The organism is Paenibacillus lentus (assembly GCF_042714055.1).
GTDB lineage: Bacteria > Bacillota > Bacilli > Paenibacillales > Paenibacillaceae > Fontibacillus > Fontibacillus lentus_A.
In genome coordinates this window covers 558,646-583,141 of record NZ_JBHGVC010000004.1, presented here as the reverse complement: position 1 = coordinate 583,141, position 24,496 = coordinate 558,646, and the positions used below count along the sequence as shown (strand labels likewise).

General features: G+C 49.2%; 17 protein-coding genes. 6 read left to right on the top strand and 11 right to left on the bottom strand.

Features of this window, described 5'->3' with window-relative positions:
* The first annotated feature begins 305 nt into the window (after positions 1–305).
* Positions 306–725 (top strand): helix-turn-helix domain-containing protein, encoded by a 420-nt coding sequence (locus ACE3MQ_RS12440; RefSeq protein WP_379392943.1) that lies wholly within the window; start codon positions 306–308, stop codon positions 723–725.
* Positions 620–1,630, top strand: a complete 1,011-nt coding sequence (locus ACE3MQ_RS12435; protein WP_379393109.1) for a transcriptional regulator — start codon at positions 620–622, stop codon at positions 1,628–1,630. Before ACE3MQ_RS12440 ends, ACE3MQ_RS12435 begins: the two co-directional genes overlap by 106 nt.
* A 169-nt stretch (positions 1,631–1,799) precedes the next feature.
* Here ACE3MQ_RS12435 and ACE3MQ_RS12430 read toward each other — a convergent pair whose 3' ends face one another.
* From ACE3MQ_RS12430 to uvrB, 3 genes are all read right to left on the bottom strand, one after another.
* Positions 1,800–2,012 (bottom strand): hypothetical protein, encoded by a 213-nt coding sequence (locus ACE3MQ_RS12430; RefSeq protein ID WP_379392941.1) that lies wholly within the window; start codon positions 2,010–2,012, stop codon positions 1,800–1,802.
* Positions 2,013–2,702: 690 nt separating this feature from the next.
* Positions 2,703–5,561: an excinuclease ABC subunit UvrA gene (gene uvrA, locus ACE3MQ_RS12425; protein ID WP_379392939.1), complete on the bottom strand. Its 2,859-nt coding sequence runs from the start codon at positions 5,559–5,561 to the stop codon at positions 2,703–2,705.
* Positions 5,562–5,595: 34 nt separating this feature from the next.
* Positions 5,596–7,590: an excinuclease ABC subunit UvrB gene (gene uvrB, locus ACE3MQ_RS12420; protein ID WP_379392937.1), complete on the bottom strand. Its 1,995-nt coding sequence runs from the start codon at positions 7,588–7,590 to the stop codon at positions 5,596–5,598.
* Between the two features lie 270 nt (positions 7,591–7,860).
* On the opposite strand from uvrB, the gene ACE3MQ_RS12415 reads away from it, so the two are divergent.
* Positions 7,861–8,667, top strand: a complete 807-nt coding sequence (locus ACE3MQ_RS12415) for a flagellar motor protein (protein ID WP_379392935.1) — start codon at positions 7,861–7,863, stop codon at positions 8,665–8,667.
* Complete coding sequence (locus ACE3MQ_RS12410; RefSeq protein ID WP_379392933.1) at positions 8,664–9,527, top strand: flagellar motor protein MotB; 864 nt, start codon at positions 8,664–8,666, stop codon at positions 9,525–9,527. Before ACE3MQ_RS12415 ends, ACE3MQ_RS12410 begins: the two co-directional genes overlap by 4 nt.
* A 599-nt stretch (positions 9,528–10,126) precedes the next feature.
* Here ACE3MQ_RS12410 and ACE3MQ_RS12405 read toward each other — a convergent pair.
* The 5 genes from ACE3MQ_RS12405 to ftsE all read right to left on the bottom strand — a co-directional run bounded on the left by ACE3MQ_RS12405 (position 10,127) and on the right by ftsE (position 16,522).
* Positions 10,127–11,500 (bottom strand): PDZ domain-containing protein, encoded by a 1,374-nt coding sequence (locus ACE3MQ_RS12405; protein ID WP_379392931.1) that lies wholly within the window; start codon positions 11,498–11,500, stop codon positions 10,127–10,129.
* 517 nt (positions 11,501–12,017) lie between these two features.
* Positions 12,018–13,463 (bottom strand): S41 family peptidase, encoded by a 1,446-nt coding sequence (locus ACE3MQ_RS12400; protein ID WP_379392929.1) that lies wholly within the window; start codon positions 13,461–13,463, stop codon positions 12,018–12,020.
* A gap of 203 nt (positions 13,464–13,666) precedes the next feature.
* Positions 13,667–14,887 (bottom strand): murein hydrolase activator EnvC family protein, encoded by a 1,221-nt coding sequence (locus ACE3MQ_RS12395; protein WP_379393099.1) that lies wholly within the window; start codon positions 14,885–14,887, stop codon positions 13,667–13,669.
* Positions 14,888–14,931: 44 nt separating this feature from the next.
* Positions 14,932–15,846, bottom strand: coding sequence for a permease-like cell division protein FtsX (gene ftsX, locus ACE3MQ_RS12390; protein WP_379392927.1), 915 nt, complete (start codon positions 15,844–15,846; stop codon positions 14,932–14,934).
* The gene (gene ftsE, locus ACE3MQ_RS12385; RefSeq protein WP_379392925.1) at positions 15,836–16,522 is read right to left on the bottom strand and encodes a cell division ATP-binding protein FtsE; all 687 of its coding nucleotides are present in this window, start codon (positions 16,520–16,522) and stop codon (positions 15,836–15,838) included. Before ftsE ends, ftsX begins: the two co-directional genes overlap by 11 nt.
* Positions 16,523–16,743: 221 nt before the next feature.
* Here ftsE and ACE3MQ_RS12380 point away from each other — a divergent pair, with 221 nt between their 5' ends.
* Together ACE3MQ_RS12380 and ACE3MQ_RS12375 are read left to right on the top strand one after the other, a co-directional pair.
* Positions 16,744–18,273, top strand: coding sequence for a VanW family protein (locus tag ACE3MQ_RS12380; protein ID WP_379392922.1), 1,530 nt, complete (start codon positions 16,744–16,746; stop codon positions 18,271–18,273).
* A gap of 145 nt (positions 18,274–18,418) precedes the next feature.
* On the top strand, positions 18,419–19,726 hold the full coding sequence (locus tag ACE3MQ_RS12375; RefSeq protein ID WP_379392920.1) for a CynX/NimT family MFS transporter: 1,308 nt from the start codon (positions 18,419–18,421) through the stop codon (positions 19,724–19,726).
* A 76-nt stretch (positions 19,727–19,802) separates the two neighbouring features.
* Here the strand turns inward: ACE3MQ_RS12375 and ACE3MQ_RS12370 are convergent, their stop codons facing one another.
* The 3 genes from ACE3MQ_RS12370 to ACE3MQ_RS12360 form a co-directional block, all read right to left on the bottom strand.
* Entirely contained in the window at positions 19,803–20,531 is a 729-nt protein-coding gene (locus ACE3MQ_RS12370) for a hypothetical protein (RefSeq protein WP_379392918.1), read from the bottom strand.
* Positions 20,532–20,690: 159 nt separating this feature from the next.
* Positions 20,691–22,772: an alpha-glucuronidase family glycosyl hydrolase gene (locus tag ACE3MQ_RS12365; protein ID WP_379392916.1), complete on the bottom strand. Its 2,082-nt coding sequence runs from the start codon at positions 22,770–22,772 to the stop codon at positions 20,691–20,693.
* A gap of 16 nt (positions 22,773–22,788) precedes the next feature.
* Positions 22,789–24,405, bottom strand: coding sequence for a response regulator (locus tag ACE3MQ_RS12360; protein WP_379392914.1), 1,617 nt, complete (start codon positions 24,403–24,405; stop codon positions 22,789–22,791).
* Between the last annotated feature and the right edge of the window lie 91 nt (positions 24,406–24,496).

Sequence of the window (24,496 nt, the reverse complement as noted above, 5' to 3'; positions counted from 1 at the left end):
CCATCAAGTAGACAGTGGAATAAAATTAAATGATTAAACAGCCTTAGCTCGAGCTTCCATTGAGCTAAGGCTGTTTAATTTTCTGTAACCGCTCATAATTATAAAAATAAAGTTAGCTACGATGGACTTATCATGGAGATCTAATATGGCTTTTTCGAAGTGATAACCAAACTACTCAATCACCCTGATCTTTCTGATCCCTTTATTTACTGTAACAATAATTAAGTGTTGTCAAATTATTACATATCCTTTTTTTATGAATTGATACTTACTATTTAGAGACAATATTATCCAAAGGTGATTATATGAACGATACAATCTCTATTCTTGCATATTTTAAAAGATATATGCGGCAAGAGAATTTAAACTTGACTACATTTGCAAGGATGGCTGGCATTAACGCCGGTACCCTAAGCTCTATTATTAATAATAATAAAGCCTTAACGGTAGATCATTTAGACCGACTTACGGCCGTAATGAATCTTCCCGCAGGCAATTTTTATGAGCAATATATTCAAGAGTATCTGACTATATTGACTCCCAACTGGAGGAGATTCAAGCCCTTCATATATCGCTGTGCCGATTGCACAGGCTCGAATGTATTCAGAATGTCCTTCATTTGCTATTGGAAAATCTCATGTATACTCCTCTCTTATTTGAAATTGCCGAGGATCTCTTTCTTCAAGGTAAACATGAGGTGGCAGCCTTATTATTTGAAAACGTAGCTGCCAGCGAAAAGCATCAGCATTCGGAGCGTCTTGCTTTATCTCAATATCGGCTATTTCTTATTCGCTTAAGTGCGGATCAAGAGAAAAACTATCAGGCTGCCATGCAATTTGAGCCCTTTGTAGAGCGCTTAGATGAAATTGAACAATTAGACGCTCTAAGAGAGCTAATAAATACTTATCGCTCGATTCGTCGATGGGATAAAGCGCTCGACATTGCTATAAAGTTAAATCACCTAGCTAAAAATCAATATGCCTTAATCCACTTAACAAAAAAATCAAAGAAAAAATCTTATAAGAAACCTGTAAGACCTTTATTTTTTTACGTAGCCTTTAGTAATTCATTCATCGGAGCAGCATATTATGAGCAAGAAAATTATGAGCAGGCTCTCCAAATCGCTGTTGATTCCGCAGACCTCTCGTGGGTCAAAGAAACGGATGAAGAAACCTTGTACTGGAAAAATCTTTTTTATGAGTGGATGCAAGCCAATATCTTGTTAACCAGATTAATGGCCGGCGAAATGGACGTGCTCCCCGAATACGTAAACTATATTGAATCTAGGGAAGAGGAACTCCCTACAGGTCTTTGGAATATAATCACAGCAGCAAATAGACACAATATTAACGTTGATCATATTCTTGCTAAATTTGAGAAAGAGATTTCCAACCTTGTTCAAAAGAAAGGAAGCAGTATCTATGACCAAAAGAACATTAACAATCAGGTTGTTGGATTACTGAGTGAATTAACGGACTATTATTTTTTTAGGGACGACTATGATAAATCCTTTTATTTTCTATCCGAATGGATGCTTAAATCCTCTAAAATAAACGATGACCATGCTGTATTACGTTATAAGAAGCTATATGAACATTTACGAGAAAAATTGTCTTTAACTACAAATTAGCCGTAACGACTACATCCTTCCGTAGGATAATTTTTCTTACCTTTTTATGTGTTATGTGCAAATAGCCACTCCATCTTAGAGCAGCTTTAAATACATCCTCCAAACCATCCTGGAATTGAAAAAACACCCTGTTCCTGTTACGAAACAAAGTGTCCTCAGCTCATCGTATTTACTTAAACCATTCGCTGATCATCACAGCATCCGATGCCAGGAAAACGAGCAAACTTACGATGCCGAAACCGATGGCAAACAAATTCTTCTTCGGACGGGCGACCATAAGCCGTACCACGCCGATAAAAATAATTACTGTAAACAGCAGCATAAAAATATCGAAACCGTTGAAGTTTGATGTATTCCCTGCCGCTTCTGCGAGCAGTCGCATGCCGTAACCCCCTTCTATAAAATCACGTATATACACATCTTCCTCTATGTTATCTTTCCTATGGTTCGGATGCAAGGGGAACAGTGGATAAAAAATGAATTTGTCACAATTTAGACAATATTTAAGCGCGGTTCACCGAATTAAAGTAACCACCTTCCTTGACTTTCATGTTTTATTCGTTAAAAGTGTTCTGGCTTTTGTCCGACTTTGCCCCTGCAAGAAACGCAACTACGGGTACCTACTCGAAAATTCACTCGGTCTATTCAGATTAGCTGCATTTAATGTATTTATTCTTATTAAATGTGATCTATACGGTGAAAATATTGGATTTGGTGTATTTAACATTTCATCACCCGCCACGTTCCTTCCATCAAGCTTAACTAAGGACATGAAATCCAGCTAATTGTACATTTTGCACCATTTAGTATGTTTTAAATACCTGAAAACCAGTTAAACGGCGGCAATCGGAAATCTGATGAAATTACGTAGTTTCCAGTGACTTCACATAAATACCCCCCTGAGTCACTATTATGTGAATCAGGGGGGAATAAATTAAATAAATGAGTATCCTAAAATCTTAAATTCATCTGCTAAACCTTTGAACTTGTATCCCTGGACTTTTGGACTCGCCACTCTTTGTCCCTATAGTAGTTTAGCAGACTTTTCCAGCCTTTCGGCCTTTGCAGCTTATCAGCCTTGAAGCTGCAGCTCCTTGGTGCGCTTCGTATCGCGCTCCAGAACAGGCTTCAAATAACGGCCAGTGTAGGATTGCTCATTCTTAGCAATTTCCTCCGGCGTACCTGTGCCGATAATCGTTCCGCCTCCACTGCCCCCTTCGGGGCCGAGATCAACGAGGTAATCCGCCGTTTTAATGACGTCCAGATTATGCTCGATCACAAGCACCGTCTCCCCGGAATCTACCAGGCGATGGAGCACGTTAAGCAGGCGGTCGATGTCATCGACATGCAGCCCTGTGGTCGGCTCGTCCAAAATATAGATCGTCTTGCCCGTGCTGCGGCGATACAGCTCGGAAGCAAGCTTCACCCGCTGTGCCTCCCCGCCGGACAGCGTCGTGGCTGGCTGTCCCATTTTAACATAGCCAAGTCCAACATCAAGCAGGGTTTGCAGCTTGCGGTGAATTTTCGGGATGTTCTGGAAAAAGTCCGTAGCTACTTCTACCGTCATTTCCAGCACATCGGCAATGCTCTTGTTTTTGTATTTCACTTCGAGCGTTTCGCGATTGTATCTTTGTCCCTTGCATACCTCGCAAGGTACGTAAACGTCCGGCAGGAAGTGCATCTCAATCTTGATGATCCCGTCGCCACGGCAGGCTTCACAGCGTCCTCCCTTGATATTGAAGCTAAAGCGTCCCTTCTTATAGCCGCGAACTTTCGCTTCCGAGGTCTGGGAGAAGAGGTCACGAATATCGTCAAACACCCCCGTATAAGTCGCCGGGTTCGATCTCGGCGTACGTCCGATCGGTGATTGGTCGATGTCAACGACCTTATCGACATGCTCCAGGCCCTTGATTTCCCGATATTGCCCCGGGCGTACTCTAGCCCGATTCAAATCACGGGCTAAGGTTTTATATAAAATTTCATTGACGAGCGTTGATTTACCTGAACCCGATACTCCTGTAACGGCAGTAAAAACACCAATCGGAAACTTCACGTTAATATTCTTCAGGTTGTTCTCCTTGGCTCCCTTAATCTCGAGCCAGCGGCCGTTCGGCTTGCGCCGCTCCGGATTAACCGGAATGAACCTCTTGCCGCTCAAATATTGGCCCGTCAGCGAGTTCGGATCCTCCATAACTTCCTTAGGCGTCCCCTGCGAAACGATCTGTCCGCCATGCATGCCAGCTCCCGGACCGATATCGATAATATAATCGGCAGCCATCATCGTATCCTCATCATGCTCAACAACGATCAGCGTATTCCCGAGATCACGCATGTGGGAAAGCGTTGAAATCAACCGGTCATTATCTCTTTGATGAAGCCCAATGCTCGGCTCGTCCAAAATATAGAGCACACCCATGAGACTAGACCCAATCTGTGTAGCAAGCCTAATCCGCTGCGCCTCTCCCCCGGATAGCGTTCCGGCTGCCCGGCTCAGAGTCAAATAGTCCAGACCGACATTCACAAGGAATCCAAGACGGCTGTTAATTTCTTTAAGGATCATATGAGCAATGGCTGTCTCCTTCTCGCTCAAGCTTAGGCCATTAAAGAAATCCCTTGCCTCTCCGATCGAAAGACTGGTCACATAAGCCATATTCTGATCATTGATCGTCACGGCCAGAACTTCTTTCTTCAGGCGATGACCCTTACAAGTACCGCATGGCTTGGAGCCCATAAATTCTTCGATGAACTCACGAATGCCTTCGGAGGCCGTGTCCCGATAACGCCGCTCTAAATTGTGCACGATCCCTTCAAAGGTGACGTAAGCATCCTTGCTCATGCCGAAATCATTCTGATAACGGAAGCGAATTTTGGTGCTGCCTGTTCCATACAGAAGGGTATCCATCTGCTCCTTCGTCAATTCGCTGACCGGCACATCCTGCGGGATATCGTAATGCTCGCATACCGATTTCAGAAATTGCGGATAATAGTTGGATGTACTTCCCGCCCAAGCTTCGAATGCGCCCTCTTCAATGCTCTTATTCGGATTCGGGATAAGCAAATCTGGATCAATGATCATTTTTGCGCCGAGTCCGTCACATTCCGGACATGCACCAAATGGACTGTTAAAGGAGAACATCCGCGGAGACAGCTCTTCGATGCTGAAGCCGCAGATCGGACAAGCAAAATTAGAGCTGAACCGCAGCTCCTCCTGACCGATAATATCGACGAGCAGTTGTCCTCCGGACATTTTCAAAGCCGTTTCAATCGAATCTGCTAACCGGCTTCGCACGTCTTCCTTGACGACAATTCGGTCAACGATCACTTCGATCGAATGCTTCTTATTTTTCTCCAGCTCAATATTTTCCGAAAGATCGCGCTGCTCTCCATCTACCCGCACCCGAACGAAGCCTTGCTTCGCAATTTCGGTAAACAGGCTTTTATGCTCGCCCTTCTTGCCTGAAATAACGGGCGACAAAATTTGCAGTCTCGTTTTCTCCGGATATTGCATAATTCGATCTACCATTTGCTCTACGGTTTGCGAAGTAATCTCGATGCCGTGCTCGGGGCAATGAGGATGTCCTACCCTTGCGAACAACAGACGCAAATAGTCGTAGATTTCCGTTACGGTGCCTACCGTTGAACGGGGGTTCCGGCTCGTCGTCTTCTGATCGATTGAAATTGCCGGAGACAAGCCTTCGATAGAATCCACATCCGGCTTCTCCATTTGCCCTAAAAATTGACGCGCATAGGCGGAAAGCGATTCTACGTAACGGCGCTGCCCTTCCGCATAAATCGTATCAAATGCCAGAGAGGATTTTCCTGATCCGCTGAGTCCGGTTAATACAACAAACTTGTCACGCGGAATCGTAATATCTATATTTTTTAAGTTGTGCGCTCTTGCGCCTTTAATGACTATATTCTCAATGGCCAAAGATTTCATCTCCTTGATACTAGCTTAGAATATATTACTCGGCTTTGAGCTCCAGAATAGCATCGCGCAGCTCTGCGGCTCGTTCGAATTGCAGGTTTTTTGCAGCTTCCTTCATCTCGGCCTCCAGACGACCGATCATCGCCTGACGATCGCGCTTGGACATTTTGCCCTTGCCGACGTCAGACAGATATTCACTCTTGCTCTCAGCCACTCGGGTAGCCTCGATCACGTCACGAACCTTTTTACGAATCGTCTGCGGCGTGATTCCATGCTTCTCGTTATAGGCAATCTGAATCGTGCGACGGCGCTCCGTCTCCTTGATCGCTTTATCCATGGACTCCGTAATCTGGTCGCCGTACATGAGCACGCGTCCCTCGGAGTTCCGGGCAGCCCTGCCAATCGTCTGAATCAGGGAACGCTCCGAGCGCAGGAAGCCCTCCTTATCCGCATCCAGTATCGCCACCAGCGACACCTCAGGCAAATCCAGGCCTTCCCGCAGCAGGTTGATACCCACGAGCACATGGAAGGTGCCAAGCCGTAAATCCCGCAGTATGCTCATTCGCTCCAGCGTCTTGATGTCAGAGTGAAGATAGCGCACCTTAATGCCGATCTCTTTCAAATAGTCCGTCAGATCCTCGGCCATTTTTTTCGTCAGCGTCGTAACAAGCACACGCTCATCCTTCTCTATGCGATCCTGAATCTCTCCGATGAGATCATCGATTTGACCCTTCGTCGGACGCACCTCAATGATCGGATCCAGGAGCCCTGTCGGCCGGATAATTTGCTCTACCATTTTATCCGTATGCTCAATTTCGTAAGGGCCGGGCGTCGCGGATACGTAAATCAGCTGATTCGCCTTCTCCTCGAACTCCTCGAACTTCAGCGGTCGGTTGTCCAGCGCCGACGGCAGCCGGAATCCGTGCTCGACGAGCACCGTTTTTCTCGCTTGGTCACCATTGTACATCGCCCTGATTTGCGGCAAAGTGACGTGGGACTCATCTACCACAATGAGCAAATCGTCCGGAAAATAGTCCAGCAAGGTATATGGGGTCGCCCCCCGTTCCCGGAAGGTCAGCGGCCCGGAGTAGTTCTCGATCCCCGAGCAAAATCCGACTTCCTTCATCATTTCGATATCATACCGCGTACGCTGCTCCAGACGCTGTGCTTCAAGCAGCTTGCCCTGTGACCGGAACAGCTCGAGCTGCTCTTCCAGCTCTCTCTCGATATTTTTGATCGCGATGCGCATCGTCTCTTCCTGGGTTACGAAGTGAGAGGCCGGGAATATAGCTACATGATCGCGCTCGCCCACCAATTCTCCGGTTAGCACGTCAATCTCCGTAATGCGTTCAATCTCATCGCCGAAAAATTCAATCCGTACCGCCTGCTCTCCTTTAGATGCCGGGAATATCTCCAGTACGTCTCCGCGCACCCGAAACGTTCCCCGCACGAAATTGATATCGTTCCGCTGATACTGGATATCCACGAGCCGGCTTAATATCTGATTGCGCGGCCGCTCCATGCCAATTCGCAAGGAAAGCACAAGATCACGGTATTCCATCGGGGAGCCGAGGCCATAAATGCAGGATACGCTTGCTACTATAATGACATCGCGCCGTTCGAACAGCGAGCTCGTCGCGGAGTGCCGGAGCTTATCGATCTCTTCGTTAATACTGGAATCTTTCTCAATATACGTGTCGGAGGATGGAATGTAAGCTTCCGGCTGGTAGTAGTCATAATAGCTGACGAAGTAATCTACGGAGTTGTTCGGAAAGAAATCTTTGAACTCGCTCGCAAGCTGGGCTGCCAGCGTCTTGTTATGTGCGATAACGAGCGTTGGACGACCGAGTTTGGCGATCGTCTGAGCAATCGTAAACGTCTTTCCTGTGCCCGTCGCACCGAGCAATGTCTGATGCCTTTTGCCTTGACGAACACCCTCTGCCAGCTCGTCGATAGCCGAAGGTTGATCGCCCTGAGGAGAGAATTCAGAGACAATTTCAAATTTATTGTTGCTAAAGACAATATCACTCATTGTCCAACATCACCCTTATCGTCTAAAATGAATTACTAGGGAATGAAAATAACTTTATATTTCTAAAAAGGAGGACATTGCCTCCTTATTATATTAACCTATATCTATATTCTTAAAAGAAACGAATCGGCTTACACCGTATCTCGAGCAATACATTCAGAACCCGTATTCCACATTTACGCAAAATAGGAATGGGTGTTCCCATGTCATTATACCTTTTTCATCCTTTGGATGCAATCGGTAAGTATAGGATAGGAGCTGTCGCAATCTATGGATATCGCAACGATCATTGGTATTATTATCGGACTGGCCGCCCTGGTTGGCGGATTTTTGTGGGAGGGCGGAGAAGTTGCAGGCCTCATGCAGCTTACGGCTGCGCTGATCGTTTTTGGCGGCACCTTTGCTGCGGTCATGATCAGCTTCCCTCTGCGCAGATTAAAGACAATTCCCCGAGCCTTAAAGCTAGCGTTCACAACGACGAACACAAATACGGAGCAATTAATAGAAGATATTGTCGATATGTCAACAACGGCAAGACGCGAAGGCGTCCTCTCTCTGGAGAATAAAATCATCAATCATTCCGATGCCTATCTACGCGAAGGGATCCAGCTAGTCGTAGATGGCACGGATCGGGAGATGGTCAAGCAAATCATGGAGTATGAAATGGATGCGGTCGAGCAAAAATACGACAGCTATGCCAAGATATTCGAATCTGCCGGAGGGTATGCCCCAACGATGGGGATCATCGGAACGGTAATGGGACTCATCCATGTGCTGGGCAGTCTGACGGAGCCTACAGCCTTAGGCCCTGCGATCGCGTTGGCATTTACGGCTACGTTGTACGGCGTCGCTAGCGCCAACCTCATATTTTTACCGATTGCCTCCAAGATCAAAGCCCGCGGGGAGGACGATATCAGCCGCATGGAGATGATTCTGGAAGGCGTCCTATCGATTCAAAACGGCGATCACCCGATGCTCGTTCGGCGGAAGATGGGATCGTTCCAAACGGATATCCATTCTGAGATGTCCTCATCCTCAGCTTCAGCTTCGACATCATTTATGGAGAATGACTTATGAGACAGCGCAACAGGCAACGCAGGAGAGAAGGAGCCGAGGCCAAGGATCGCTGGCTGATTACATATGCCGACCTGATCACGCTGCTGCTCATTTTCTTTGTTATTATGTACGCTATGAGCCGTCTGGATATCGAAAAATATGAGATCGTGACCGCCTCGCTGCAGCATACGTTCAAGAGCGGGGATTCCATCCTGGAGAAGGGCAGCGGGTTGCTAGGCTCAGCCGACCGTTACACGCATCGCAACCCTCCTTCTGAAGGAGAGCAAGGCACCCATCAAGAAGGCAACAACGGCAAGGACGCCCAGGGGCCGGATCAAAATCAGGGTGCCGCCCCCCAGCCGGATGCTTCCTCCCAAGGGCCGCTAACCGAGCGTGAGCTGTCCTTTCGCAAACAGGAGGAAGAGCTCCTCAATTTAATGAATATGATTGAAGCTTATATTAAAGACAATGAACTCGAGGATCAAATTACGGTAGCCGATCTGCCAAAGGGCATTTCGATTACATTAAGCGACCGTTTCCTGTTCGATGTCGGCAAGGCCGAGCTTAAAGCAGACTCTGCCAAGACGCTGTCCAAGCTCGCCAGCCTGTTCAGCAAGCTTGACACGGCCATCAGTATCGAAGGCCATACCGACAGTCTGCCTATCGTCCATGCCTCCGAGTACAAGGATAACTGGGAACTGTCGGGAGCCAGAGCTTTGTCCGTACTGCGCTATTTCATTGACACGGAGAAGCTCGATCCGGAAGGCTTCCAATATGCCGGATACGCGGACACCCGGCCCGATGGAGACAACGCCACGGAAGCCGGACGCCAGAAAAACCGGCGCGTTGAAATCACCGTGCTTCGCCAGCTGCAGCAGTAGCCGTTGGGGATTATGTGCAAGGGATCCTTGAGGGCAGCTATATAAGTTGAACTAAAGATTTTACGATAGAAGCAGCCGTGTGTTCTGCTTGCTATTCTGATTTATGTTTGGCTGTTGGCTGTTTGCTGTTTGCTGTTTTCTGTTTGCTGCTCTACTTACTGTTCTACTTGCTACTATCATTGCCAGTTGTTCTACCCACATGCTTTTTTTCTATTTTCTACTTTGGCTGTGTAGCTTGCTCTAACATTGGATATAGCTGCCCTCCCTTCCTCGCATCGCGTGATCGTTTACTCGCGCGGTGCGATTTTTTCGAACATTTCTGCTACATGGATGATAGCCATCATAAAAGAGGCAAAAAAGCAGAAAAAAAGAGCAGCCAGAGGCTTCTCCTCTTATCTGCCCTTTGCAATTGATTCCCGAATCTAATCCAATCCAACCAATCGAAAGATCCACATTAACACGGCAAACTAACCCTAATTATCCTTAAAGGCACTTAGATCTTCATCCTCTCAAGTGGTCGACCGACCGCCGTCATGCAGCAAAACACCGCACGCTGGGAGCTCGCGCGGTGCGAAAAAGCGTGATCCAAGCATTCTCCGTTAAGCTTCCGTCTCTGCTTGCACCTCTCCCTGCGAAGAGGATCGATGCTTGTCCTCCGAAAGCTTCGCATTCCGTCTATTAAACCATCTCGCAGAACGGCGAGAACCGCTATTCGCCGGCTCGCCTTCGCGTCTCGGGCGAAGCAGATGAATGAGCGATATCGACCGCATTCGTACAGCGACTGGCGATTTATCATCCGGAGCGAGGATGGCGCCAAGCTGGTGATGCTCTCCTGCGTAAATTGCACGTTGGAGAAATTTGCTCTCGCCTGCGAAGTTGCGCACCTCCAGCTTGCAAAAAGCCGGATTCATGCGCAGTGCGGCGTGAAGCTCTTCCTTTGTAGGCACTGGAGTGCCGTTGACCTTGATGATCGTCTCGCCAGCTTGAATTCCAAGCTCCTCCGCAGGGCTTCCCGGCAACACTGCCAGCACCTTAACCCCGTCCAGAGGATTGACGAACAGCGGACTACGGTTCTGCTCCTCGAAGCGGCTAAACCAGATCAATCCTTCATGCAAAATAATTCCCGCCAGCGCAGCCACAACCACAAACGGACTCCACCATGCGCTTAACAACGCCAAAGCCAGCATAACGATGCCGTAAGCGACCAATCGGCCAGAAGAGACCCTAGCCTTGGCCCGGGGCAGCAGCCCGACAGTTATTTCCGTAAAACCAATCACGATTGGGAACGCAATCAATTGAAATCCCCCCTGCCAAGCATCCCCGCCAAACAATGGTGTCCATGGCAGCACTGTCCCCGCTGTCTGTACCGGGATTAGCAAGAATAGCGGAACCGGCCACAAGCTTTGTAGTTGATAGCCGCCAATCGGCTTTCCGCGTTTTCCTTCAAAGAAGAGGGGGCCCGCGAAGGAAGCGCCTTGCCATCTTACTAGCAATCCCTCAGCCACATGCAGCACAGCTACGAGGCATAGCAACGCAGGAATATTCAACTCCCGGATGATGCGCACGACCTCAGCAGTCCATCCAACACCCTGAAGACCCGGAACGATATTTAAAATAAACTGGGCTACGCCAAGCAGCCCCACAGAATAGGCCAGACATAAATAGCGAACACGGAATAGCAGCAAGATAAGCGTGACAGCCCAGATGCAAATGACACCCTCCACCGTTAACGTCATTCCGATAAACATCGAAACGAGCGATACGAAGATCCCCGCCAACAGCCCTCCAAGTACAGTACGCCAAGTCTGAGCTCCCCAGCTGTGCAACCTTACATGAAACAGCTTGCGCTCCAACAGCACCTGCCGTCTATAAATGAGCATAATCAATATTATTGAAATATAATAGAACGGCTGCAGGAGAAGCTGCCATCCCGCTTCAGCCAGCATCCACAGAACTTCAAGCACTGTATCCAAGAGGTATTCACGCTCCTATCCTTTTAAAGAAGCACATTCGGTGCCTATAACAAGATTAACCCTGTTCATACTCCAAATTGATACATTCTGTCCCTCTAAGTGAGAATCCGAAAAAGCGTCAAAACGCTTTACGTTTTGTTGGATCCATCTATCCTTTACATAAAAATTAGAACACTAGCGCAATATTCAATTTAATTGGAATTCTTGTGTCTATTTTTCTTTTTAGCATAGACTTGGCGAAATAGCAGTGTTTCTTGTATCTAAAGTGTTGTTTTTCGCCTAATTTTCCTATAAGACTCATTTTAAGTACACAAAATCCAGCTAATTGTATGTTGAATGTTAAAGTGCAGCTTTTAAATACATCAAATCCAGTTATTATATAACGGCCCTCACGAGAATGTCTCACGATAACGGGCCGATCCAGAAGCTCAGAGCAACGATCCAAACGACGATTAAATTTTCACCAGCTTAAGAAAAAAGAAGGCTGAAATCAGCCCTCTTATGGATTCGACGCTGCCTAGGTTATTTCCTTCCGGATTTCCTCCAGGGCACGGTTCAATTGCGCATCATTTTTCGGATCGCGGATGAGCTCAATCAGCTTGCTCTCCAGCTTCTCTGCCGTCTTGGCTTCAAGCACACCGTTTGCTTCGAGCTCATGAGCGCCCTGGAATTTCTTCAGCGCACTCTCTGTATTTTTGTCAAAATAGCCATCCACCCGGCCTGACTCATACCCGAGACCCTTGAGCATAATTTGCGCGCTCTTCACATCTTCACCGAGCATATCATATTTATAGGTTTTTTCTTTATTGATCGGTGCTACCGAGAAATAATCCGGCTGGGAGATGTTAACGTCCGGCTGAATTCCTTTCTTGTGAATCCACTCGCCATTAGGCGTCAACCATTTGGCAATCGTTATTTTGAGCATGCTGCCATCGCCCATCTCCTGAGAGTAGCTCGATTGAACGGTGCCTTTGCCGTAGGTCGGTTCACCGACCAGCTTCGCTCCTGCCGATTCCTGCAAGGCCCCTGCTAAAATTTCCGAGGCACTGGCGCTGCCTTTATTCGTAACGACAACAATCGGATACGATTTGCCAGACCCTGTCGATAGCGTAGAATCGCGGCGTCCGTTCTTATCCTCCACCTGGACGATTCCTTTGCCTTTCGGCACGAACATCTCGGACATTTCAATGACGATCGGCAATACGCCGCCCGGATTGTTCCGCACGTCGATTACGAGGCCCTTCATCCCTTGGTTCTCCAGCGCCTCAAGCTCTTTCTTGAAACGATTCGCCGTATTCATGGAGAATTCCGTAATTTCGATCACGCCGACCTTATCATTCTCCATACGCGCGTAAACCGTTTCTAAGGCAATATCGTCGCGTACGATCGAAAACTCCAATGCTTCCGAAGCTCCAGAGCGTTTGACTTTTACTTTCGCTTCCGTTCCTTTAGGGCCGCGGATTTTGGATACCGCCTCATTCAAGGTCAATCCTTCAAAAGACTCCCCATTCACGGACAATAAAATATCCTTCGGCTGAATTCCCGCCTTCTCTGCTGGAGAACCCTTGATTGGTGAAATAACCACCACATTGCCGTTCTCCATCGACACCTCCGCGCCGATTCCCGTAAAGGAGCCTTCAATTTGCTCCGAAAATTGCTGGGCTGTTGCTCCAGCCATGTATGAAGAGAAAGGATCCTCCAGCGCATTCATCATTCCATTGATAGCGCCGTCCACGAGCTTGCTGCGATCCACTTTTTCCACGTAGTTTTTAGTTACCAGATCAAGCGCTGTTTCGATTTTCTTCATATCGTTCTTTGATTGCCCACCGATATCCGCGAATAGACCGCTCGAAAGCTGCCCTGAGCCAGCCAAGCTCCATTGGCCCGACAAAGTCACGGTGAGTAGACTACTAACCACCATAGCAACCAAAACGAGTAGAGTAACTGTGCGTCCCTTGAACATGAATGAATTTCACCGCCTCTGTTTAGTCCGGCCGACTCGAAGCCCACCTAATTATAACCATCATAGTATATGTTCAGCTTGTACGGAATATATACAACGACTAAAGAAGGAAAAACGGATATTCATCCTGCGAGGACGGTATCCGTTTTATAATCGCATAATTCTATTTTATAAGTGCCAGATGAAAAAGTCCAACGAATCTACTACAAATACGGGGACGGGTCTACAGGACTGCCGTTAATGCGTACTTCAAAATGCAAGTGAGGGCCTGTCGAGTTGCCTGTGCTGCCCACCTCGGCGATTTTTTGTCCGCGCTTGACCTTCTCGCCCTTCTCTACCTTGATCCCACCGTTACGAATATGTCCATACAGCGTCCATACGTTATCGCCATGGTCGATAATGACCGTGTTGCCGTAACCGCTCCACCACTCGGCAACGATCACTACGCCGCCTTCGGCCGCCTTAATGTCCGTTCCCTGTGGAGCTGCAAGGTCCATGCCCGTATGCTTCTTCTTCTGCCCGGAAATCGGGTGAATCCGAGTGCCATAATTGGATGACAAGCGGGCTCCGCTGACCGGCAGCGCCATCGAGCCGCCGTTCCCTTTGAATCCGCCTGAGCCGGAGGAAGAACGTTTCTTATAAGTATACACCTGTGCCGCTTTCAGCTTATTCTTCTCTTTTTCCAGAGCCGCGCGCTTCGTTGCCAGCTCAATGAGAAGCTGCTCCTGTTCCTCACTAATATCGTCCGACTCTTCAATCTCGGCATGATATTTGGCAATCAGCTGCTGCTTCTCGATCTCCTTCTGCTCCAGCTCGCTCTTGCGAACCTCAGCGTCTGCGTAAAGCTGCTTTACTTTCGCATAATCCAGCTCTAATTGAGCCTTTTGCTCTTCAATCAAAAGCTTGTCCTTCTTATGCTCCTTGAGCAGCAATTGATCCTGATTCGCTATCGCCTGCAAAGAGTCCGCCCGCTCGAGAAAGTCCGTAAAGCTGGTTGACGACAGCAGCACATCCAAATACGATACAGCGCCATCGGTATACATCAAACGCACACGGGAATCCAGCAAGCCCGAACGCTCCTCAATCCGCGCTTCTGTCTCGCTCAGCTTCAAGGCTGTATTTCTCAGGCTTTCCTCCGTATCATGGATTTGCATGGAAATCTTGGCGAGCTCCGCGCTCACGACATCCATCTGCCTTAAAACTTCTTTGAGATAATTCGTATTTTTGTTGACGTAATGCTGAGCTTCCTGCTTTTGTTGAGCGGCCTTCTCCTGCTGCTTCTTGGCTTGCTTGGCCTGCTCCTGCAGCTGCTTCAATTCTTTATCGATTTGGTTGATTGTTTTACTCTTGGCGTAACCATTATCAGGTTGGAAGATTATAGCAGCTAAAGTGACCACGACTACAACGGAAATCCATTTTTTCAACTTCGCTTCCCCGTCCTTCATCATTTTCTTCTTGCTCACAATAATTACACTTTGAGAAATCTACGTATGGAAACTGTACTTCCCCATATTCCGATGAGCAGGCCCAGTCCGACTAAAAGTACCCCAAGCTGGAGCCCGACCTCATTTAACGAAACTAGCTGGAAGGCCAGTGTAATGTCCTCTTTAACGGAAAACGCCAACTGGTTGTACCCGAAGAACAGAATGCCAACCGTAATCAAGGAGCCAATAAGCCCGATCAGCGCACCTTCCACAAAAAACGGCCAACGAATAAACATATTCGTCGCACCCACCAGCTTCATAATGCCTATTTCCCGGCGACGGGCTAAAATCGTTACACGAATCGTATTCGAAATCAGGAACATGGCCATTAATCCAAGCCCCGCTACGAAAGCAAAGCCAATATTGCGAACGGCACGGGTAATCTTGAACAGCTTCTCCGTCGTTCCTTGCCCGTATCTAACTTTATATATCGGCTCATCCGGGTATTTCGTGTTGAGCTGCTCGATCTTGGAGGCTACAAAAGGAACGGTCGTCGGTTCAACGACTTCCACCTGCAGCGTATCCGGGATCGGATTCGTCGTCTCATCGTAGCCTTCGAGAAGATCCTTGCCTTCTTCTCCGAGTTGCTCGCGGAAATCCTTTAACCCATCAGCTTTGGATATAAAAGTAACCCGGCTCACTTCCTCCATCGCCGCGATTTCGTTATGCAGCTTCTCCCGCGTAGCATCATCCACGTTCGAATTAAGGTACGTCTTGATTTGTACCAAGCTGTCCGCATCATCCGCGAACGAATTGACATTCAGTACAAGCAAAATGAATACGCCTAGAATGAATAACGATACAATGATGGACGTAATGGAGGCCACCGACATCCAGCCATTCCGAAAAACGTTCTTCGAGCCTTCACGTACATGTCTCAAGAGGGTACTAAAAATCATAACCATATTCCCCTCTCAGTTCATCTCGAACAATATGGCCCTGTTCGATAGCGATAACGCGTTTACGCATGCTGTTTACAATGTCTTTATTATGAGTAGCCATGACAATCGTCGTTCCCCTGAAATTAATCTCATCCAGCAGCTGCATAATGCCCCAGGAGGTCTCCGGATCCAGGTTCCCGGTGGGCTCATCCGCAATGATGACCGAAGGATTGTTCACGATCGCCCGGGCAATGGCTACGCGCTGCTGTTCTCCCCCCGACAACTGCGAAGGGTCGCGGTTCGCTTTGTTCTTCAGTCCGACCAGATCCAGCACTTCCATCACGCGTTTCTTGATCACTTTCTTGGGTGCCTCGATGACTTCCAGCGCAAAGGCCACATTCTCGTAAGCCGTCAGCTTGGGCAGCAGCCGAAAATCCTGGAAGATCACGCCGATATTCCGGCGAACATAAGGAATTTTCCGCGGCTTCAGCCTGCCTATATTGAAGCCATTAACTGAAATCTGTCCTTTAGTCGGTACTTCTTCTCGATATATAAGCTTCATGAACGTCGATTTCCCTGCTCCTGAGGGACCTACGACATATACGAATTCATTGCGGTCGATCTGAACCGAGACGCCGCGAAGGGCGTGTGTTCCATTGGGATAGGTCTTCCAAACATCCTGCATTTCTATCAATTCATCACGTCCTAAAACTTGATTCCTTATCCTATGGTTGCCTGTATTTCATTTCGACACGTTCCAGCCAATTCCTTTAAAAGCTGAGTTATTTCATCAGCCCGTTTTTTATTGTAACAAATATGTTACCTCTTGAGGACCCTGAACAACCGAAAGTTTCCAGAATTTCATCATATATATGTTTGTACGCCATCATTTTCTCGAATTGAAAGGAGAACCGTATGAAGAAATTACACCTTGTAACTATTTTGCTCTCTTTCGCGCTGCTTCTTGGGTCAATTTTTTTTGGAGCGCTTTTTTTATATGCAAGCCGGGATACAGTGCCGTCCGGTGTTACGATAAATGGAGTGGAAATCGGCAATATCGAACGGAACGAAGTGACTGCCTTGGTTGAAGCCATGATCCAGTCCATGGAGCAGGACGAAGTTATCGTTGTGATACAGCAAACGGAGATCGATTCGACATGGAAACAGCTAGGCGTTCAGTACGACGCTTCTCATTTTTACGATGCGCTGGCTCATTTATTTCATGGAAACTTATGGGAGCGGTCTCAGGCCAGATGGCATTTCCCCAAAGCCTGGGAGCTTAACATTACATTAGATGAGAAAGTGCTGCGCAAGCTGTTCACCCCAGATTGGGAGCAGGCCCATTTCGGCAGCCCGATCAATGCCGTACGCATCGTTTCGGCCCAAGACAACATTAGTTATCTGCCGAGCCATTCCGCCAGGCGAATCGATTGGAGCACGTTCGGGGCCATCGTTCGCGAGCAAAGTCTTAAAAGGCTGCAAGCTCCCCCAACTAAAAAGCAGAAGCCGCCGATTCTCGAAATTCCGCTTTACACCCTGCAGCCCGAAGTTACGATAGAAAGCCTGAAACAGGAAGGCATCCGACGAAAAATCGCGCAATTCTCCACCAACCTGCAAGGCAGCGGAAATGGCCGCCGTCATAATGTCGATGCTGCAGCACGTACGATACACGGAATGGTGCTGGCACCGGGAGATACTTTTGATTATGAGCAGGTGATTAAGGCTGCGGAGGACAAGTACGGCTTCCAGGAAGCGCCGGTCATCTACGGAGGCAAGCTCGTTCCGGGAGTCGGCGGCGGCATTTGCCAAGTATCCAGCACCCTGTACAATGCCGTCATCCTGGCCGGGCTGGATATCGTAGAGAGACGCAATCATACGCTGCCTGTCAGCTACGTCCCTAAAGGGCTGGATGCCACTTTCGCGAGAGGGTACATCAATTTCCGCTTCAAAAATATCACCGACCACCACCTGCTCATCCAATCTGAGGTAAAGCATGACCAACTGACTGTGAAGCTATTTGGCGATATGCCTGAAGATATCACTTACGACGTGGAATCCTTCACGACAAAAACGCTCCCCGCGCCTAATAAATACGTCGCCAACCGCACTCTTTCCCCCGGTAGCCAAGAGATAATTATCGAGGGAAAAGCCGGTTACATCGTCGAATCCTATCGAATCAAAAAAATCGCCGGCAAGCCTGTCGGTAAAACCAAGCTATCCCGCGACATTTATCCGCCCCAGCCTACCGTTATCGCTATTCATGGCGACGAAGACAATAGTGGCCAGCCTAGCGAAGACAGCAGCCAGCGTGCCGGTAACCATGGCAGTAAGGACAAAGATAAATCCAAGGCTAACGATGCTCCAAAGAATGCAGTCCCCCCAGCGCCGGGCGTAGAGGCACCAAAGATCATACTGGAAGACGGCGTAGGAGGGCCAAACTTCTAATTTTGAAATCAAATATCGATCCGAGAGAGACAGGAGGAGATTTAAGCGTTTTCCCTAACTTAACTATTGCTTGTAAAAGTTTTCATATGTTAAGGTTAAGCCACTTTACAAGTACGGCAACATATCAGGAGGAGTATCTGCAGCTATGAAAGGATCAAAAAACGACATATCTCTGCCATTAGAAATAGAAGCTGAACCATTTTCTAGGACAGGCCCAAACCTTAACCCCGGCAATAATTCAGAGGGAATCTCGAAGGGCGGCGATCAATCTGCAAATCAACGGCTCGGCGCCTCAGCCCTGCTGATTGCCGCTATTCTGCTGACCGCGGCGACGCTGCGTTCCCCCCTCACTGGTGTCGGTTCGCTCATCGGCCAGATCCAAGGCAATACAGGGCTGTCCCATACGGCAGCGGGGATGCTGACCACTCTGCCGCTCGTGGCGTTTGCCGTATTCGCGCTCGCCGCTCCCAAGCTGGCATGGCGATTCGGCATGGAACGAACGATGTTCTACTGCATGATCATTATGACGGCCGGAATTCTTCTGCGTTCTCTGCCTGCTATTCCGGCGTTGTTTTTGGGCACTGCTCTAATCGGTAGTGCAATCGCTATTTGCAATGTATTAGTACCCGGCTTAATCAAACGTGATTTTCCAAATCGAATCGGCCTGATGACCAGCCTGTACACCTCTTCCATGAATGGGTGGGCGGCCATCGCTTCTGGAATCAGCATCCCTCTTTCCCGCAGCGCGGGATGGAGAGGCGCTCTGGTATACTGGGGCATTCTTTCGGCGGTGACTGCCTTATTCTGGGTTCCCCAGCTGCGCCGCAGCATCCATCGAGGCAAATCGCAAAGAGCGGCCTCCTATCGCAAAACAGGCACTGTCTGGAAATCAGCCGTTGCCTGGCAGGTCACGATTTTTATGGGCTTCCAATCGATCATGTTCTATGTAGGCATTTCCTGGCTGCCGGAAATTCTTCATGAGCAGGGGATGAGTCCTGCCAAAGCAGGCTGGATGCTCTCGCTGATGCAAATCGCCAGCATGGCCGGCTCGTTTCTGATGCCGCTGATCGCATCCCGGACGCAAAGCCAGAAAGGACTGGCTGCTGCTTCCTCTACCCTGTTCCTCATCGGATTCGGAGGGGTATGGCTCAGCACTCCAGCCCTGGCCCCCCTATTTATTGCAGCGATCGGGCTCGGCTGTGGAACAACCTTCAGTCTCGTTATCTTGTTCTTTGCCCTGCGTTCGCGAACGGCCGATCAGGCGGCAGAGCTGTCCGGCATGGCGCAATCCATAGGCTACCTGCTAGCCGCTGTTGGCCCGACCCTGTTCGGCTTCATCCATGACCAGAGCGGAAATTGGGCAGTCCCGCTGGCCACGATTACCGGATTATCGCTGCTAACCATCCTCTTTGGATATGCCGCTGGGCGCAAAGGCTATGTCGGGCCAGAATAACGGTGCAAACAAAATAAATATATAAACTTGGATCGGCTGCGAATGAACCATAAATAGCTTCAGCGGACAAGCAGCCTCATTGGGCCTGCTCCGCCCTGCCAACAGACGCGTTGGGATCGACTTCATAATGATGCTTGTACTCAACGCGGTCTATTACGCAGCCCGGCCCAATCCGGATCGTATGCCCCCGGACAATCCCCGCCTTTGTTTCCTCCAGCACGATGTCATTGCCTTCAATAAGCTCAGCAGTCAAGCCCGGCACCAAGGAAGTCGATAACAAACTCAACAGGCGACCAACGCCTAGTTTTTTACGGACATGTATACGATCACCGCCAATTTCTTTGGCATGACATGCTCCGGCCATTAAAATATCCAAATCTCCTGCATTCAGCCTCCCGCCAACCTGCAGCACGCCGTGAACCTTCAGCGTTCCGTATTTTGCAGAACCGCCGAGCTTCATTCCGCCGTCGATGTCCGCATCTTCGCCATTTGCACCGCCGCTAGCCTGCAGCATTCCGTTTATGTTTATATGTCCGAAGCTCACATCGCCGTCGATCTTCAACGTTCCGTCTACACGCAGCCGCTTTCCGGCAAGCGTTCCCGTTCCCCGACCCGTTCCGTTCAACCGAAATTGCTCTGCATAGACCGAGTCTCTCAGCTTCAACGACCCATTTGCCGTTAGCGAAGCACATTTCACTTCCCCTTTGAATGTCGCTGTGCCGTCCGTGCTTATTTTTCCATAAGCTCCGCCTGGCACATTCCCCATTCCATGGATCCTCAAATCCTTGACGTCCTGTTTCTCCAACTCATCCACCTCGCTTCTACTATACCCATCATACAAAATGAGATAATACCTGTAAAACGCAAAGAACCCTGAGCTTCAACCGAGGTCGAAGTTCAAGGCTCCTACTGATCTAACCGCCTAATTCCTAGCATTCCTATCCAGTGTTAAAGCAATCTATTTCTAGTAGATCACGCGCTTGTGCTGATCCTCAATGCCGGATTTGCGGTAGAAATACGTGTTGATGACATCCCGCCAATGCTTGGCGCTGTCGAGCTGCTCCAGCAAACGCTCCTTGACGTGCATATAACGCTGCTGATCGAGCTTGTGCTCCAAGGCATCCCAGCGCGCCAGCCATTGCTCCACTTGCTCTACCCCTGCAAAGTGAGTGTCGTAAATATGCTGAATCACCGTCTTGCCGGACTTTAAGACATAGGTATAAGGAACATGATGGAAAAATAGCAATAGCTCATCCGGACAAGATTCCAGACTGTCATACAAAGCTGCATTGGCGCCAACGTATTGGCCGGAGTATCCCGTTCCCGTCGCTTGGGTTCTGTCTACGCCGATGCCGTCGCGGTCTGCGAAATGATACGTTCCCCATTTAGAGTACTCATACCCGTCCACGTCAGGGCCGTAGTGATAATGCGGCACGACCATCCAGCCCACACCAAGCGGAGATGTATAGTTCTCATAGGTCGGCCAGGATTCCATAAGAATGCCCAGAATCGTATTCGTCACAGCCTGATCCAAACCAAAGGTCATGCCCGTCCATTCCTCGGCGATCTCCTCCGCCGTCAGCTCTGGATTCCATAGCAGCCGGCCATACCCATAAAGGTTCGACTGGGCAAGATAGTGCCCCGTCCAGTTAAAATCATCACCGATGCTGGATACCGCCGTAATTCCGCTGTATTTGTACGGATGGACTTGTCCGGCCACAATATCCTTCACCTTGCTGCCCTCACCCTGGCAAAGCGTATCGAACTCTAATACCTCTTTCCATTGCGGGATCAAGTAGCACACATGTCTTTGCTGCCCCGTATATTCCTGGGTAACCTGAAATTCCAGCATTTGATTAGTACGCGCCATAGCGCCAAACAATGGCGATACCGGCTCCCTGACCTGGAAATCCATCGGCCCGTTCTTGATTTGCAGAATAACATTGTCCTTAAATCTGCCGTCCAGCGGCTTGAAATGGTCGTATGCGGCGCGAGCCCGATCGGTCTTGCGATCCCGCCAGTCCTGATGGCAATCATATACGAAGCATCTCCACAGGACGAGCCCGCCAAAGGGCTCCAGTGCCTCAGCCAGCATATTGGCTCCATCCGCATGATCCCGTCCGTAGGTGAACGGCCCAGGGCGGTTCTCGGAGTCTGCCTTGACCAGAAATCCGCCAAAATCGGCAATGTACCGGTAGACATCAGCCGCTTTCTGCTTCCACCATGCCTGAACTTCCGGCTCCAACGGATCCGCCGTGGACGTATCTCCCAGCTCGATCGGCGCAGCAAAATTCACGCTGAGGTAGAGGCGAATGCCGTAATCGCGAAACACATCGGCTACGCGGGCTACGTCAGGCAGCAGCTCCGGCGTGATCAGCTTCGTTTCTACCTCATGCACGTTCACATTATTGATGGCGATACCGTTAATGCCGACGGAGGCCAGCATTCTGGCATACTCCCGCACACGAGTCAGATCGGAGACGATTTTATTATCCTGATAAAATATCGAATGCCCCGCATATCCACGCTCAATGCTTCCGTCCATGTTATCCCATTGATTGAGCATGCGAAGCTGGTACTTCGGAATTTCTACCAGGTTCAGCGCTTCGGACGCCTGCCCGGTTTGCAGCAAACGCAGAAAATGAAAGACGCCGTACAGCAGTCCCTTTTCTGTTCCTCCCGCAATGAAAATATATTCCTTCCCTTCTCTCGCGGTCTTGCGGATGATATATCCTTCTTCCCCTAGGCGAGCGGCTTCCTCTGCCTCCAGCGCATCGTCCAGCAAGGGCATACTTCCGCTGCTTTCGAGCGTACCTATCGCCAAGAATCGGTCTGCAGCCGCCTCATGCCCTACGGACGGCTGCTCCCCTCTCAGGGAAGCAATACCCTTCGTCAACTCTTGAATTGCCGTGCGGAAAACCTTCGAGTGAACTCCCGCTGCGGTCACGATATGATTCAAATATCCTTCAATCGGCTTGATCGCTGCCGAGCGTTCCGCTGACGCCCCGTCGTACCGCAGCCAAGTCAAATCATAATTGCTGTTCATTTTTGCCACCCCTTATTCATTTCACGATTTCCGTCGGGTTCATACCCGTGATTTTCTTAAATACGGTGCTAAAGTACGGAACGTTCTTGTATCCGACCATTTCCGCGACTTCATACACCAATGCTTTCTTCTCCATTAAGAGTTCCCGAGCCTTCTCAATCCGCACTCTCGTCAAATAATTATTAAACGTCTCGCCTGTAATGTTCTTGAAAATCATCGACAGGTAGTTGCGCGAAATATACACTTTATCCGCCAGCCCGGCGAGGGTAATATCCTCGGCATAGTGCTCGTGAATATATTCCATCATAAAGTCGACGGCCTGCCGATGCTTGCCGTTTCCGCCCCACTCGCGGCTGCTGAACACGATTCCGATCTTGGCGCTCAGCCATTCGGCCAGCTCGGACGGACGTTTGAGATCGGCAATTTCGCGGGTAATGCAATCATTCGAGAAAATATCATCCAATACCGTACCCATCTCATAAAAGGCAAAGGCGATAATGCCCCACAGCTCGCCTGCCAGCATGCCGATGTACGGCTTCGTGATGCCCTCCTCTTTCTCTAAACGCGTCATATAATCGACGATAATTTTTCGCGCCTGATTTTCCTGCGACGTTCGGATGGCTCCCGCCAGCTCCAAGTACAGCTTAACGGGACGGATCGGCGTCTCCGCGCTTCCGCTCTGCAGTTCTTGCGTATAGACGTATAAATCATAGCCGGAAATCACCGGCTGGGGATTCAAATCGATGACACGGAAGGCTTCTTCCGTTGAATCGCCGATATCCTTTATGCTGCCCTTCCGCTCGCCGATTCCGATGCGGAGCTTCAGCTTCAAATAGCTCTGGACGCAATCGATCAAGCGAACGCCGAGCTGCTCCAGCCGCTGGCGCAGCCGCCTGTCGTTCTCCATGCGATCGCTATGCACGATAATCACGGAGCGGTTGGTGTGCAGATCCGTATAGTCAAAGGAGGAGAAAGCCTCCTCGGTTACCTCGCAAATAATATTGCTGATTGCAAAACGAAGGAGGCTCCAGTCTGGCAAGCTCAGCTTGGCTGCCCGTTGATCACGAACCAATTCAATGCCAAGAACGGTATGATCGCTTTCAGACCAGTAGCGATAAGGTGTCGGAATTTCCGTTTGAAGCCGGGAATTTTGCAGGGTACCCGCCGCAGCCGACTTGACCCATTCCTTCTCGACGAACGGCTCGTAGAGCCGCAGCTTCTGCAGCAGCTCATCCTGCTTCATGCGCCGTTCTTCCTGCTTCTCCAAATCGGCTATGGCCTGGCTCAACACAGATTTTAAGGTAGGAACGCTGACCGGCTTGGATAAGTAGTCGCTCACATTCAGGCGCAATGCCTGACGGGCATACTCAAAGTCCGAGTATCCGCTCAAAATAATGACTTTTCCCGCATACCCGTTTTGCCGCAGCTGCTCGATCATATCCAGACCATTCCGGACAGGCATATATAAATCGGTAATGACGATGTCGGGACTTGTGGACTGAATCATTTCCAGCCCTTCTTCTCCGTTCATCGCCTCTCCTGCCCACTCTGCATTCAGCTCATCCCAGGGTATCGCTCTCCTGATTCCCTGCAGCACCCCGCGGTCGTCGTCGATGATTCCAATTTTCCACATCTGTAGAGCCCCCTTCTCTTGCAACCGTGATGTTCTCGCACTGTGCTTCGTCGTGCCTCAGCAGCATACTCCGCATAATGCTTCGCAATGA